This is a genomic window from Bifidobacterium sp. W8110 (assembly GCF_016101375.1).
GTDB classification, from domain to species: Bacteria; Actinomycetota; Actinomycetes; order Actinomycetales; family Bifidobacteriaceae; genus Bombiscardovia; species Bombiscardovia asteroides.
Genome location: NZ_JACFQO010000002.1, coordinates 577204 through 590692 on the forward strand (window position 1 = coordinate 577204; position 13489 = coordinate 590692).

The 13489-nt window shown below is 63.2% G+C and carries 15 protein-coding genes; 12 read left to right on the plus strand and 3 right to left on the minus strand.

Annotation, left to right across the window (positions count from 1 at the left end):
* Positions 1-29: 29 nt before the first annotated feature.
* Genes H3T88_RS05370 through H3T88_RS05380 form a run of 3 tightly spaced genes read right to left on the minus strand, consistent with a single transcriptional unit; the run spans position 30 to position 1929 of the window.
* Complete coding sequence (locus H3T88_RS05370) at positions 30-797, minus strand: thiamine diphosphokinase (protein WP_198203821.1); 768 nt, start codon at positions 795-797, stop codon at positions 30-32.
* Between the two features lie 41 nt (positions 798-838).
* The gene (locus H3T88_RS05375; RefSeq protein ID WP_198203822.1) at positions 839-1195 is read right to left on the minus strand and encodes a branched-chain amino acid transporter permease; all 357 of its coding nucleotides are present in this window, start codon (positions 1193-1195) and stop codon (positions 839-841) included.
* Complete coding sequence (locus H3T88_RS05380; protein WP_015021614.1) at positions 1192-1929, minus strand: AzlC family ABC transporter permease; 738 nt, start codon at positions 1927-1929, stop codon at positions 1192-1194. The genes H3T88_RS05375 and H3T88_RS05380 overlap by 4 nt, the downstream gene beginning before the upstream one ends.
* A gap of 172 nt (positions 1930-2101) precedes the next feature.
* Between H3T88_RS05380 and msrB the strand changes: the two genes are divergently transcribed.
* The 12 genes from msrB (at position 2102) to H3T88_RS05440 (ending at position 13443) form a co-directional block, all read left to right on the plus strand.
* Positions 2102-3079, plus strand: coding sequence for a peptide-methionine (R)-S-oxide reductase MsrB (gene msrB / locus H3T88_RS05385; RefSeq protein ID WP_232347148.1), 978 nt, complete (start codon positions 2102-2104; stop codon positions 3077-3079).
* Positions 3080-3318: 239 nt separating this feature from the next.
* On the plus strand, positions 3319-4011 hold the full coding sequence (infC, locus tag H3T88_RS05390; RefSeq protein WP_110417009.1) for a translation initiation factor IF-3: 693 nt from the start codon (positions 3319-3321) through the stop codon (positions 4009-4011).
* A complete protein-coding gene (gene rpmI / locus H3T88_RS05395) occupies positions 3992-4186 on the plus strand; it encodes a 50S ribosomal protein L35 (RefSeq protein ID WP_015021617.1) in 195 nt (64 codons plus the stop codon). The genes infC and rpmI overlap by 20 nt, the downstream gene beginning before the upstream one ends.
* Before the next feature lie 48 nt (positions 4187-4234).
* Positions 4235-4618, plus strand: coding sequence for a 50S ribosomal protein L20 (gene rplT / locus H3T88_RS05400; protein ID WP_015021618.1), 384 nt, complete (start codon positions 4235-4237; stop codon positions 4616-4618).
* Positions 4619-4737: 119 nt separating this feature from the next.
* Positions 4738-6498 (plus strand): spermidine synthase, encoded by a 1761-nt coding sequence (locus H3T88_RS05405; RefSeq protein ID WP_232347149.1) that lies wholly within the window; start codon positions 4738-4740, stop codon positions 6496-6498.
* A gap of 108 nt (positions 6499-6606) precedes the next feature.
* On the plus strand, positions 6607-7536 hold the full coding sequence (xerD, locus tag H3T88_RS05410) for a site-specific tyrosine recombinase XerD (RefSeq protein WP_198203823.1): 930 nt from the start codon (positions 6607-6609) through the stop codon (positions 7534-7536).
* A 45-nt stretch (positions 7537-7581) separates the two neighbouring features.
* Complete coding sequence (locus H3T88_RS05415; protein WP_198203824.1) at positions 7582-8421, plus strand: ParA family protein; 840 nt, start codon at positions 7582-7584, stop codon at positions 8419-8421.
* On the plus strand, positions 8418-9221 hold the full coding sequence (locus H3T88_RS05420; RefSeq protein WP_198203825.1) for a segregation and condensation protein A: 804 nt from the start codon (positions 8418-8420) through the stop codon (positions 9219-9221). The genes H3T88_RS05415 and H3T88_RS05420 overlap by 4 nt, the downstream gene beginning before the upstream one ends.
* A complete protein-coding gene (gene scpB, locus H3T88_RS05425; protein WP_198203826.1) occupies positions 9218-9880 on the plus strand; it encodes an SMC-Scp complex subunit ScpB in 663 nt (220 codons plus the stop codon). Before H3T88_RS05420 ends, scpB begins: the two co-directional genes overlap by 4 nt.
* 114 nt (positions 9881-9994) lie before the next feature.
* Entirely contained in the window at positions 9995-11914 is a 1920-nt protein-coding gene (gene typA, locus H3T88_RS05430) for a translational GTPase TypA (RefSeq protein WP_110417013.1), read from the plus strand.
* Positions 11915-11986: 72 nt separating this feature from the next.
* Complete coding sequence (locus H3T88_RS05435; protein WP_198203827.1) at positions 11987-12460, plus strand: alcohol dehydrogenase; 474 nt, start codon at positions 11987-11989, stop codon at positions 12458-12460.
* Entirely contained in the window at positions 12457-13443 is a 987-nt protein-coding gene (locus H3T88_RS05440) for a prephenate dehydratase domain-containing protein (RefSeq protein ID WP_198203828.1), read from the plus strand. The genes H3T88_RS05435 and H3T88_RS05440 overlap by 4 nt, the downstream gene beginning before the upstream one ends.
* Positions 13444-13489 lie beyond the last annotated feature (46 nt).

Here is a 13489-nt window from a genome sequence, read left to right on the forward strand (position 1 = left end):
TCCAGGTAGGTTTTCAAGTCCAAAGGGGCTCAGGCCAGCAGCCGGGAGGGACGGGTCTCCAGGGAGCCTAGGTCGGCCTTGGGCTCCAGGCTGGTGCTCCAGACCGGCTCAGGCGCCGAGGTGGGGTAGGTGACGAACACGGTTCCCTGCTTCAAGGCTATGTGGGCCGGTCTGCCGGGCAGGAACTCGTTGCTGACACCAGTGACCTGCTGGTTGGTCATGGTCATGCCGTCCGTCTGGTATTTGAAGCCCTGTTCGACCACGCCCAGGGCCTGGTCGTCGGCCGCCAGGACGGAGACCATGGACCTGGGCGGGCAGTCCCAGGCGGAAAAGTCCAAGCTCCCAGGGCCTAGGGCCGTGACCAGCATCCCCTGGCCCCAAAGTTCGGCCCGGCCCCCGCTGGCGGCGATCAGATGGATCAGGTTCAGATTGGCCAGTGTGTGGTCCATGCGTCCGCCCAGGCCGCCATATATAAGGAATCGTCGGCAGCCGCGCTGCCAGCCCACCTTGACCGCGGCCAGCAGGTCCGTGTCGTCTTTCTCGGCAGGTAGGACCCGGCGGGGAATGTCTGTACGCAGCTTTCGGCTACCGGCGGGCAGGGAGTCGAAGTCGCCTACGACCAGCTCGGGTTCGTCCCCATGCTCCAGGGCCGGCTCCAGTCCGCCGTCCGCTGCTATGACCAGGGCCTGTCCGCCTCGTGCCGTCTCTTCGCCGAAGTACTGTCCGGCGCCCCAGATCCGGCAGAGCGGTGCCTGATTCGTCTGGCTCGTACGGTCCGACTGACCGTCATCCTGCATAAGATTCTTCTTTCCGCGCTCGCCCGTTGGACGCACTCTCATCATCCCAGACCAACCAGACGGATCAGGAAGAGCAGCCACCCTTGCACAAGGGCCATGTAGGTCAGGGTGCCGCAGGCGATGCTGACCATCATGTTTCGCCAGCGCAGGTGGACCAGGGCTGTGACCAGCAGAGCCAGGGCCTCGTAGAACCCGTGGTCGCCTCCGACCAGGTTGGTGTGCCTCAACGAATAGACCACCAGCAGTCCCATGACGGCGGCTGGCAGTAGACGTCCCAGCCTGGTCACCAGGGCCGGCGGCCGACGTCCCTCCGGCCAGATTATGAAGGGCAGGAATCTTGTGATCATGGTTCCCAGGACCACAATGCCTATGGTGATCAGTTGCTGTGCAGTGGTCATGAGGCCTCCCTTTGGCTGCGGAAGTCCAAGAGGATGAAGACGGCCAGGATGACCGCCATGGACGGGATGATGAACCGGTCGGGTCCGAAGACCAGCAGGCAGGCCAGGGAGGCCAGCAGACCGATTATGGCAGGCAGGCGGGCTTCGGCCTGCCGCCACTGCTCCAGGAAGAGGACCAGGAACATGGCGGTCAGCACGAAGTCCAGCCCCCGGGTGTCGAAGTTCGCCAGGTTGCCCAGCACGGCACCCAGGGTGGCGCCGCCCACCCAGTATATTTGGTTGAGCAGGGTGACGAAGAAGAGATACCAGCCCTTGTCGGTCCCTGCCGGATGGGGATCGGCGGACTCCAGGGCGAAGGTCTCATCGCACATCCCGAAGATCAGGTAGGGCTTTTTCCGGCCCGTCCCTCGGAAGACCGGCAGCATGGCCAGGCCGTAGAAAAGGTGCCGTGCATTGACCATCAGGGTCAGCATCAGCGCGCCCCAGGGGTTGAAGGTGGACAAGAGCAGGTCCACGGTCACGAACTCCATGGACCCGGCGTAGATCAGGGCGCTCATGGCCAACGGGTAGATCACCGGGAATCCACGGCTGGTCATCAGAAAACCGTAGGAGGCTCCCAGCACCAGGAATCCGGCCATGATGGGCAGGGTCCGTGGAAAGGCCGCAGCCAGGGAGCCCAGGATGGTCCCGGAGGATTTCGCATCGTCGTCTGCTTCTTCCTGCGCCCGCTGCATGACCATCCTCCTGACTTCGATTTGGAGATGGTCATATGATAATCGCCTCTTGCGCCGCAGGGGCAGACTGGTCGACAATGTGAGAAGGCTGTCAAGAGGCGAGAAGGGCGGAATAGGGGCTCTCAGACTCTTGTTGAACTTGGCGATAGGCACCGGTAGGTGAGGAGGAATCATGGACAAGAACAAGATTTCGACCAACAACTCGGCCACGGTCGTCCTGGCTGGTGGATGCTTCTGGGGCATCGAGCGGTTCTTCCAGGAGGTGGACGGAATCGTCGACACCCAGGTGGGATACGCCCAGTCCACAGTGCCCAACCCCGGCTATGAGCAGGTCTGCAGCGGTGTCACCGATGCCGTGGAGAGTGTGCGGCTGACCTATGATCCCCAGACGGTCAGTCTGCGGACCCTGACCCTGCTTCTGCTGGATCTGATCGACCCCTTCTCTGTGGATCGGCAGGGCAACGACCGGGGTAGACAGTACCGCAGCGGCCTCTACTGGAATCCCGAACACCGCGAGCAGGAGGAGCCCGTCTTCCGACGCGCCTTGGAGGAGCTGGAGCGCAGGACCGGCCGTCATCCCGCTGTACAGGTGGAGGCCCTGATCAACTTCTATCCGGCGGAGGAGTCCCACCAGGACTATCTGCTCAAGAACCCCGGCGGTTACTGCCACATCCCTCTGGATGCCATCGCCAACGCCGCCTCCCGCCAGCGCTACATCGAACGCATCTGGTCCCTGGACCCTGAAAGCTACGAGGTGACCCAGCACGCGGCCACCGAACGGCCTTTCGCCAATGCCTACGACGGGGAGTTCCGCCCGGGCATCTATGTGGACGTGGTCAGCGGGCAGCCGCTCTTCTCATCAACTGACAAGTACGACTCGGGCTGCGGCTGGCCCGCATTCACCAAGCCCATCGATCCCGACCTGCTGGTCAATCGCAAGGACTACAAGCTGCTGGGACGGCCCCGGATCGAGGTGCGGACGGCACAGACCGGCATCCATCTGGGACACGTCTTCGACGATGGTCCGGCCGACCGTGGCGGGCAGCGCTACTGCATGAACTCCGCCGCCCTGCGGTTCGTGCCGCGTGACCGTATGGAGGGGGAGGGCTACGGGGACTGCCTGCCCCTGGTGGACGGCGCGACTTCCTGACGGGGCCCTGTCCTGAGGGTTGTGTTATACTGCTACACGGCTTGAGAAATCAAGAAAGCGGATGATCCCACCTGGGAGCCTTCCATGGCTTCGGGTTCGACCTGTGCCGACGACGGTTGAGCGTCGTCATGTGCGGCGCAGGCATTGGCGGTTTCGTTGCCATACGGCTGCGACGGTCATGTTCGAAACCCATGGGTTCTTCGCCTGGCAGTGGATGTTGTGGTATTTGAGAAGGAGTCATCATTAGCGACGAACCAAGGATTAACGACGATATACGAGTGTCTCAGGTACGCCTGATCGGGCCCAACGGCGAGCAGGTGGGAATCATTGCGACCTCCGTCGCCCTCAATCTGGCCAAGGAGGCCAACCTTGACCTGGTCGAGGTTGCGCCCAAGGCCAAGCCTCCGGTCGCCAAGCTCATTGATTACGGCAAGTTCAAATACAACGAGAAGATCAAGGCTCGTGAGGCGCGTCGCAACCAGAGCATGTCGGAGATCAAGGAGATCCGCTTCAGATTGAAGATCGACGACCATGACTTCGAGGTCAAGGAAGGGCACGTACGCCGCTTCCTGTCCGCCGGAGACAAGGTCAAGGTCACCATCATGCTGCGTGGGCGTGAACAGTCCCGGCCCATCGGCGGTGTGGAGCTCCTGCGCAAGCTGGCTGACGACGTCGCGGATCTGGGCTCCATCGAGTTTGCCCCCAAGCAGGAGGGGCGCAACATCATCATGACCCTGTCGCCCAAGGGCAAGAAGGTCCACACCCAGTCCGAGCAGCGTCGGCGGGGCGGCCAGGCCCGCGCCGAGCGCAAGGCCCGTCAGGCGGCCCATCTGGCTGCCAAGGCCGACGAAAAGGAGACTGCGGGCTCCAACAATACTTCTCCCAAGCAGATGAAATCCAAGGAGGGCAGCAATGCCGAAGATGAAAAGTAACTCCGCCGCATCCAAGCGTGTTCGGACCACGGGTTCGGGCAAGCTCATGCACGCCGGGACCGGTATGCGCCACAATCTGGAGCACAAGTCGGCCAAGAAGCGTCGTCACCTGTCCACTGACGAGGTGCTCGCTCCGACCCAGTCCAAGAACATGAAGAGGATGCTGGCCCGCTGAGCGGGTGCTGTCGCGTCGAGTGAGATTTTAGAAAGCTGAGGAATATCTATGGCACGAGTCAAGCGGGCAGTCAACGCGCATAAGAAGCGTCGGGTCGTCCTGGAGCGGGCGTCAGGCTACCGTGGCCAGCGCTCCCGTCTCTACCGCAAGGCCAAGGAGCAGCTGCTCCATTCATATACATACAACTTCCGGGACCGTAAGGCCCGCAAGGGTGACTTCCGCAAGCTGTGGATCCAGCGCATCAACGCCGGATGCCGCGCCCAGGGAATCACCTACAACCGCTTCATCCAGGGTCTGCGCCTGGCCGGAATCGAGCTGGACCGCCGCGCTCTGGCCGACCTGGTCGTCAACGACATCGACACCTTCAACGCCATCGTGGCTGAGGCCAAGAAGGCCCTGCCTGCCGATGTGAACGCTCCGGTCGCTGCCTGATCAGCGGACCTGAACACCGTATATTGCAAGAACCTCGCCTTACGCGGGGTTCTTTGCATATTTGACCATTCCACAGCGGGACGGTAAGTTGATTGACGACAATGATGCCGGGAGCCGCCATGAATGATGATCACAGTCTGGACGCATCGGCTGTCTCGGCAGAATCGGCAGGTCAAACAAGCCCATCTCGGGGCAGCGGTAGATCCAAGCCTGCTGAAATCAATCAGGCGCGCCCCATCCTTAGGTCGCGGGTTTTCCTCTATGTGACGGAGTTCTTCTCTGGGATGGCCGTGATGGCCGCCGAGCTGGGGGCCTCCCGTCTGCTGGCTCCTTACTTCTCGTCCTCCCAGATCGTGTGGACCATCATCATCGGGACCATCATGATCGCCTTGGCCCTGGGTGCCGTCGTCGGGGGTCGCTGGGCCGACAGGAACCCAGACCCTGACAGGCTCTACCTGTGCATTATGGCTGCGGCCGTCTGGATCGCCCTGATTCCCCTGGTCGGCAAGTATCTGATCATCCTGATTTCGGGGCTGCTGATTGTGGCCGTCTCCACCAACTTCCTGGTCCTGGCGGCCTTCATCTCCTGCCTGATCATCTTTGTTCCGCCCCTCTTCCTCCTGGGCACCATCACCCCCGGCCTGGTCAAGTGCGCCACCGACTCCCTGGACGACAACGCTTCGGTGGTCGGTCGGCTCAGCGCCTGCAACACCGTGGGGTCCATCCTGGGCACCTTCCTGCCCACCTTTGTGACCATACCTGCCGTGGGGACCTTCGTCACCTTCCTGATTTTCTCTGGGATACTGCTCCTGGTGTCCTTGATCTACTTCCTTTCCTCCCATGCGCACCGCCTGGCCTGCCTGATCGCCACGGTGGCCTTTGTAGTCTCGGCCGCCCTGTCGCCGATGACCGGGTTCGCCTTCTGGGAGAAGGGTCTGGCTTATGAGGGCGAGTCCATCTACAACTATCTGCAGGTCAAAACCCTGGCGGACAGAACCATCCTTTCCACCAACGTCCTCTTCGGCGTCCAGTCGGTGACCATGAAGCACCCCGGGATGACCGGCATGTACTACGACACGGCTCTGGCGGCACCGCTCATGGCTGATCAGGCCCGCTCGGCCCTGATTCTGGGCATGGGGACCGGGACCTACGCCCGGCAGCTGAAGCGATACTATCCCCGGATGGCCATCCAGGGAGTGGAGATCGACCAGTCCATCAGCAACCTGGCCCTCAAATATTTCGATCAGCCCGCCGATATTCCAGTTTCCACCTACGACGGCCGAGCCTGGTTGGCGGCCAGTGGCCAGCACTACGACCTGATCATGGTCGATGCCTATCAGGACATCACCATACCCTTCCAGATGAGCTCCACCGAGTTCTTCAGCCTGGTCAGGAACCACCTGAATCCGGGCGGGGTCATGGTGGTCAACATGAACATGATCGACGACGGTCAGGGATCCATCAATGCAGCCCTGACCAACACCATCACCAGGGTCTTTGGATCCGACACCATCCTGACGGCCGACGTGCCCCAGACCACCAACCGCGAGCTCTTTGCCCGTCGCCCTGCCTCCGATGATTTTTCGGGAACACAGGGTGTCAAGAAGACGGCGATGAGAGACTACCAGAGTTCCGACCTGCTGGCGGGGGCGGCAGCCAGGGTCAGCTCTGATCCGGACCTGTCCCAAATGATGGAGCAGGTCAGCTCCCGCCTGAGCACGGTTGGGAATGCGAAGGGAAGGGTATTGACCGATGACAATGCGCCGGTGGAACTGCTGGGCATGCACGCCATCGATGGGATCATCAGCAGGGAGGCCGGACCCTACCGACGGATTCTTCAGCAGGAGGGGATTCAAGGGCTGATTCGGGAGGTCTCCTGAGTGTTCGCCCCAATCCCAAGCGCGTTGGAAGCATGGAAACAGGGGAGCATAGCGTTAGACTATGGCCTGAGACCAGCACTGATGAAGAGAACCGGAGGTTAAGCGGTAGTGGACGGTGATCATCAGGAGGGGCTGACCGCATTGTTGGATCAGTTCCTGGCCTACACCGGTCTGGAGCGGGGTCTTGCGCCCGCCACGGTCAAGGCTTATAAGTCCGATCTGACCATGTATATCAACTGGTTGTCCGGCCGCGGCATCACCAGCCTGGAGCAGATCCAAACCGCCGATGTGGAGGGTTTTCTGGCCCATCTGGCCGATGAGAGCCCAGCCAGTCGCTCACGAAGGATGGCCGCTGTCCATGAGTGGCATCGGTTCGCCCTCAAGCAGGGGGTGACCGACCAGGATGTGTCCCGTACTGTCAAGGCTCCCAAGGGCACCTCGGCCCTGCCTGATGTGTTGGACGTGGATCAGGTGGCCCGGCTGCTGGATGTGGCCGCCATGGGCGGGTCCAAGGATCCGGTGGTCCTGCGGGACAAGGCTCTGCTGGAGTTCATGTACGCCACAGGCTGCCGGGTCTCGGAGGCCGTCGGCACCGACCTGGAGGACATGGACCTGCACGAGCGGGTGGTCCGTCTGACAGGCAAGGGCGACAAGCAGCGTCTGGTTCCCATGGGTTCCTACGCCTGCCAGGCCATGGAGGCTTATTTGAATATGGGGCGGGCCAGCCTCTGCAATCGAGCCACCAAGGGCAGGGAGCTGCGGGCTGTATTCCTCAACAAGCGGGGCAAGCGGCTGACCAGGCAGACGGTCTGGCAGGTGGTCAGGGATGCCGGCCGCCGGGCGGGTCTGAACAGGCCCCTGCATCCCCACACCCTGCGGCACTCCTTCGCCACTCATCTGCTGGAGGGAGGCGCCGATGTGCGTTCGGTCCAGGAGCTGCTGGGCCACGCTTCGGTGACCACAACGCAGATCTACACACACGTCAGCCCCCAGGCCCTGATGGAGACCTACCAGACGGCCCATCCCCGCGCCCGCTGACCCGCCAACCCGCGAATGCGGCCGGAAACTTGATAGGGTAGAGACATGCCTACGGATTTGTTAGGGCGCGAGTATGAGACGTTCGCTGCCCCGGAGCCTTTGAAACAGCACGGCCCGGCCCGTGTCCTCGCCATGTGCAACCAGAAGGGCGGCGTGGGCAAGACCACCTCATCCATCAACATCGCCGGGGCCATGTGCCAGTATGGGCGACGGGTGCTGATCGTGGACTTCGATCCCCAGGGTGCGGCCACCGTGGGTCTGGGCATCAACGCCAACAGCGTGGACAATACCATTTACACCGCCATGTTCGATACCTCCCTGGATGTTCATGAGGTGGTCCGGCACACCCGTTTTAACGGCCTGGACATCATCCCGGCCAACATCGATCTGTCGGCTGCCGAGATTCAGCTGGTCACCGAGGTCGGCAGGGAGCAGGCCCTGGCGGCCACCATCCGGCCCCTGCGGCAGGAATATGACGCCATCATCATCGACTGCCAGCCCTCGCTCGGTTTGCTGACCGTCAACGCGCTGACTGCCGCGGACGGGGTCATCATTCCCGTGGCGGCCGAATTCTTCGCCCTGCGCGGCGTGGCCCTGCTCATGCAATCCATAGAGAAGGTCCGTAGCCGCATCAATCCTGACCTGCAGATCTACGGGGTGCTGGTCACCATGTACACCAAGACCCTGCATTCGGACGAGGTGCTTCAGCGTATCTATGAGGCCTTCAAGGGCAAGGTCCTGCACTCCATCATCAGCCGGTCCATCAAGCTGCCCGACGCCACGGTGGCCGGCGAGCCCATCACCATGTTCGCCCCCGAGCACAAGACCGCCAAGGAGTATCGGGAGGTCGCCCGGGAGCTGATCGCCCGCGGCATCGTGGCGTGAGCGGATCAGCGGACGGCTTCGCCGTCGACCTGGATGTCTACCAGGGACCCTTCGACCTGCTGTTGGGCATGCTGGCCAACCGAAAGCTCTCCCTGACGGAGGTCTCCCTGGCCTCCATCACCGGGGAGTTTCTGGACTATGTGCGCACCCTGGACTTCAGTCAAGGATTGGACCAGGCCAGCGCCTTTCTGGATGTGGCCTCGGTTCTTGTGGAGGCCAAGAGCGCTGCCCTCCTGCCTGTGGAGGACGAGTCCATGCGCGACCAGGCCTCCATGGATGCCCTTCGGGAGCGTGATCTGCTCTTCGCCAGGCTTCTGCAGTACCGGGCCTTCAAGCAGGCAGGACAGGACTTCCGAGCCAGACTGGCCGCCAACTCGGGCCGCTACCCGCACCCCGGTCATCTGGAGCCCCAGCTGGCCCATCTGCTGCCTGATCTGGTCTGGACCCTGAAGCCGGAGGATCTGGCCCTTCTCTGCGCCAATGCACTGGTCAACGCTCCGGCATCAGAGGTCCGTTTGGACCAGCTGCACGTGCCCTTGGTCGACTTGAACAAAGAGGCCGACCAGGTTCGCCAAGCCCTGCTGGTGCAGCCCGGCCAGCCGGTGGCCTTCGCCGATTTGGTCGCCTCCTCCAAGGGCCGGGCTCAGGTGGTGGCCCGATTCCTGGCCGTGCTGATCTTCTTCAGGCAGGAGCTGATCCAGTATCGTCAGGATGGCCCCTACCAGCCGCTCTACCTGCGCTGGGTTGGGCCGACACAGGAGCCGGCAACGGCCTTGATCAGTGAGGGGGACTTCGCATGAGCCAATCCTCGGCTCCCGACACCCGTCCCGAATACGTGGACTTCGACGTGCAGGACTTTCCCGGCGGACTGTCCGCCTGCCTGGAGGCCATTCTGGTGGCCACGGACCGGCCGCTGACCGCTGAGGACTTCTCCCGGGTGCTGGCCGTGGATCCTGGTCCGGTCGATGCAGCCCTGGAATCGCTGGCCGAGTCCTATAGTGACCGAGGATTCGAACTGCGTCGGACCGCCCGTGGCTGGCAGCTGACCAGTCGCGCCGCCTACCAGCCCGTGGTGGCGGCCTTCGTCAAGGACGGTCAGACGGCACGACTCTCCCAGGCGGCTCTGGAGGCCCTGGCTATCGTGGCCTACCGCCAGCCCATGACCCGTGCCCAGGTGGGTCAGATTCGCGGGGTTAACTCTGATGGGGTCATCCGGGCCCTGCTTGTGCGCGGCCTGGTTCGCGAGGAGGGCCTGGACGAGCAGACCCATGCAGCGCTGCTGGTCACCACCGACCTCTTCCTCGAACGGATGGGTCTGCAATCCTTGGAGGATCTGCCCTCCCTGGCTCCCTTCCTGCCCGACGAGGACTCGGCTCTGGCCCAGGCCCGCCAGGAGATGTCCGGGCAGCCGCAATCCCCGGATCCGGCCCAGGGTTCGCCCCAGGGCGAGGAACAGTGATCGCCTGTCACACAAGGCGGTTACACTTGTCTCTGTTTGTCCAATTCCTGGACCACGCCACCCGGCAGTCAGGCCGGTGGGGGCATGGATAGCATTCACGAGAATGAGGTTTTGATGGCGGTACGCGGCGATATACGAAATGTGGCGATTGTGGCACACGTTGACCACGGCAAGACCACCCTGGTCAACGCCATGTTGCAGCAGTCGCACGTCTTCTCCGAGCGGGAGGAGGTGCCCGACCGGGTCATGGACTCCAACGACCTGGAGAAGGAGAAGGGCATCACCATCCTGGCCAAGAACACCGCCGTCAAGTACACAGGTCCCCTGGCCGCCAAGCTGGGCCAGCCCGACGGCATCACCATCAACGTGGTGGACACCCCCGGCCACGCCGACTTCGGCGGCGAGGTGGAGCGCGGTATCTCCATGGTCGATGGTGTGGTCCTGCTGGTGGACGCCTCCGAGGGCCCCCTGCCTCAGACCCGCTTCGTCCTGCGCAAGGCCTTGGAGGCCAAGCTGCCCGTCATCCTGGTCATCAACAAGACCGACCGTCCCGATGCCCGCATCTCCGAGGTGGTCTCCGAGTCCACCGATCTGCTCCTGGGCCTGGCCCAGGACGTGAGCGAGGAGGGGGTGGATCTGGATCTGGATTCCCTCCTGGACCTGCCGGTCATCTACTGCGCAGCCAAGGCCGGCAAGGCCTCCGTCAACCAGCCCGCCGACGGTGCCGTGCCCGACAACGACGATCTGGAGCCCCTCTTCGAGGCCATCCTGAACAACATCCCCGCCCCGGAGTATGAGGAGGGTGCCCCCCTGCAGGCCCATGTGACCAACATCGACGCCTCCGACTACCTGGGCCGTCTGGGCCTGGTGCGCATCTACAACGGCACCCTGACCAAGGGCCGCCAATACGGCCTGTCGCGCGTGGACGGATCCATCGAGAACTTCAAACTGACCGAGATTCTGCGCACCAAGGGCCTGCAGCGCTCCCCGGTGGACGAGGCCGGCCCCGGCGACATCGTGGCTGTGGCCGGCGTTGAGGACATCATGATCGGCGAGACCATCGTCGACCAGGACGACCCCCGCCCCCTGCCTCTGATCCACGTTGACGACCCGGCCGTCTCCATGACCTTCGGCACCAACGACTCGCCACTGGCCGGCACCGAAGGCAAGGACCACAAGCTGACCGCCCGCATGCTCAAGGACCGCCTGGACCGGGAGCTGATCGGCAACGTCTCCATCAAGGTGCTGCCCACCGACCGGCCCGATGCCTGGGAGGTCCAGGGCCGTGGCGAGCTGGCCCTGGCCATTCTGGCCGAGCAGATGCGCCGCGAGGGCTACGAGCTGACCGTGGGCCGCCCCCAGGTGGTCACCAAGACCGTGGACGGCAAGCTTCAGGAGCCGATGGAGTCCGACACCATCGACGTGCCCGAGGAATATATGGGTGCAGTCACCCAGCTCATGGCCGATCGCAAGGGCCGTATGGACACCATGACCAACCATGGCTCCGGCTGGGTCAGGATGCAGTTCACAGTGCCCTCCCGCGGCCTCCTGGGCTTCCGCACCGCCCTGCTGACCGCTACCCGCGGCACCGGCATCTCCTCGTCGATCTCCGCCGGCTATGCCCCCTGGGCGGGCGACATCAAGACCCGGCAGAACGGATCCATGGTTTCCGACCGTTCGGGCAAGGCCAGCCCCTACGCCATGCAGAAGCTCCAGGCCCGCGGCGAGTTCTTCGTCAAGCCCCAGTCGCCCGTCTACGAGGGGCAGATCGTGGGCATCAACAACAAGCCCGGCGACCTGGACATCAACATCACCCTGGAGAAGCACATGACCAACATGCGTTCCTCTACCGCAGACGTGCTGGAGACCCTGACCCCGCCCATCGACATGAGCCTGGAGGAATCCCTGGACTTCGCCAACGATGACGAGTGCGTGGAGGTGACTCCCGAGTCCATCCGTGTGCGCAAGATCATCCTGGACAGGGATGCCTGGTACAAGTGGAACGCCCGCCAGCGCAGGGCCAACAAGAAGTAAGCCTTTTTATACCAGCAGACTCAGTCCGACCCGGCCGCCACATGGTGACCGGGTCGGACTAGTCTTGAACCCATGAAGTCTCAGGAGTCTCAGGTTTCCGAATCCAAGGGCCAGGCCGCCTGCCATTCCAGGGAGGAGTCTGGGAAGGCAAGCCCCTTCCGCTGCCTGCTGGGCCTGCCCATCGGCCTGGCAGTTGGCGTGCTGGGAACCCTGGTCCAGCGCTCCGGTGCTGCCCAGGGTCTGCCCTGGGGGATGGTTCTGGCCTATCTGCTGGTGGCCCTGGCCGCCTGGTGGGTCCGCTGCGATAGCGGCACCATGGGTCTGGCCCTGCACCTGGTGGCCTCCACAGTCATGGTCTGGCTGCTCTCCATGCGTGGGCCGGGCGGCGATGTGCTCATGCCCTACGCCAATTTCCCCACATTCTTTGCCAAGTATGCGGTCTTCCTCTGGATGGGCGGTCTGGTCCTGATTCAGACCCTGGCCATCTGCTTGCCGGCCTCCTGGTTTGCTGACGGTCCCCTGCGTCGTCAGGGGCGATCCGCATGAGCCGGGCTTCGTCTGGAAGTCCGGCGACTGCGCCCGACCGGACGCCCCTGTACTTCCTGGGTCCCGAGGGGACCTTCACCCACCAAGCCGCTCTTGAGGCCGCCGGCCTTATGGAGACAAGGCTGGGCTGTCAAGCGGATCTGAGGCCCTGCACGGATGCGGCTGCCATCGTGGCTGCCGTGGAGGAGGGCCGAGGCTGGGGAGTGCTGGCCTGGGAGAACAACGTGGAGGGCCATGTGGTGCCCAACATGGATGCTTTGATCGACGCTCGATCAGCAGCGGGTTTCGGCATGGTCCGCCTGTCCATCGTCTTCGACGCCTTCGTCCGGGCCGACCATGGCCGCCTGCGTCAAGTTGCCGCCCACCCCCATGGACTGGCCCAGTGCAAGGGATTCATCAAGGAGATCGGCCTCAACCCGTTGACTGCCAACTCCAACGCTGCGGCCTGCCGTGATCTGGGCTCCGATCAGGTGGCCCTGGGTCCACGTATCTGTGGAAGCCTCTACGGACTAAAGACCTACCGGCGCGAGGTACAGGATTATCAGGGAGCCCACACCGACTTTCTTATATTGGCTCCCCGGGGCCAGGCCGCCGGGCTGGCACGCCGACTGGCGCCAGACGGGGATTTCGAGTCCATCGTCACCTTTATTCCCTTGAATACCGGGCCGGGCGTGCTGGCCAATCTGCTGGACCGTCTGCGCGATGCGGGCCTGAACATGACCTCATTCATGTCCCGGCCCATCAAGGGGCATGACGGGACCTACAGCTTCGTAGCCAGCATCGATGCCGCCCCATGGCAGAAGGGTCTGCATCAGGTGATGGCCGACCTGCTGGAAAGAGGGGACTGGCTCAAGACCCTGGCGGTCCATCCACGCACCCCGCATCCAGCGCCCCCCATCCGTGAATGGATGCTGCCCAGTGCGGGGGCCTTTCGGGGCGAGGACCCCGATTCCGAGACAATCAGCAAGGAGTTGTTATGGTAGATGAATCCGCGCCTTTCCCACACATGGACCTGTCAGGGCCCGAGCA

Coding starts and splice junctions, on each gene's coding strand:
- H3T88_RS05405 (WP_232347149.1), top strand. CDS start 4,738: ATGAATGATGATCACAGTCTGGACGCATCGGCTGTCTCGGCAGAATCG.
- typA (WP_110417013.1), top strand. CDS start 9,995: ATGGCGGTACGCGGCGATATACGAAATGTGGCGATTGTGGCACACGTT.
- H3T88_RS05370 (WP_198203821.1), bottom strand. CDS start 797: ATGCAGGATGACGGTCAGTCGGACCGTACGAGCCAGACGAATCAGGCA.
- msrB (WP_232347148.1), top strand. CDS start 2,102: ATGGACAAGAACAAGATTTCGACCAACAACTCGGCCACGGTCGTCCTG.
- H3T88_RS05415 (WP_198203824.1), top strand. CDS start 7,582: ATGCCTACGGATTTGTTAGGGCGCGAGTATGAGACGTTCGCTGCCCCG.
- H3T88_RS05380 (WP_015021614.1), bottom strand. CDS start 1,929: ATGCAGCGGGCGCAGGAAGAAGCAGACGACGATGCGAAATCCTCCGGG.
- rplT (WP_015021618.1), top strand. CDS start 4,235: ATGGCACGAGTCAAGCGGGCAGTCAACGCGCATAAGAAGCGTCGGGTC.
- rpmI (WP_015021617.1), top strand. CDS start 3,992: ATGCCGAAGATGAAAAGTAACTCCGCCGCATCCAAGCGTGTTCGGACC.
- H3T88_RS05435 (WP_198203827.1), top strand. CDS start 11,987: ATGAAGTCTCAGGAGTCTCAGGTTTCCGAATCCAAGGGCCAGGCCGCC.
- scpB (WP_198203826.1), top strand. CDS start 9,218: ATGAGCCAATCCTCGGCTCCCGACACCCGTCCCGAATACGTGGACTTC.
- H3T88_RS05440 (WP_198203828.1), top strand. CDS start 12,457: ATGAGCCGGGCTTCGTCTGGAAGTCCGGCGACTGCGCCCGACCGGACG.
- H3T88_RS05375 (WP_198203822.1), bottom strand. CDS start 1,195: ATGACCACTGCACAGCAACTGATCACCATAGGCATTGTGGTCCTGGGA.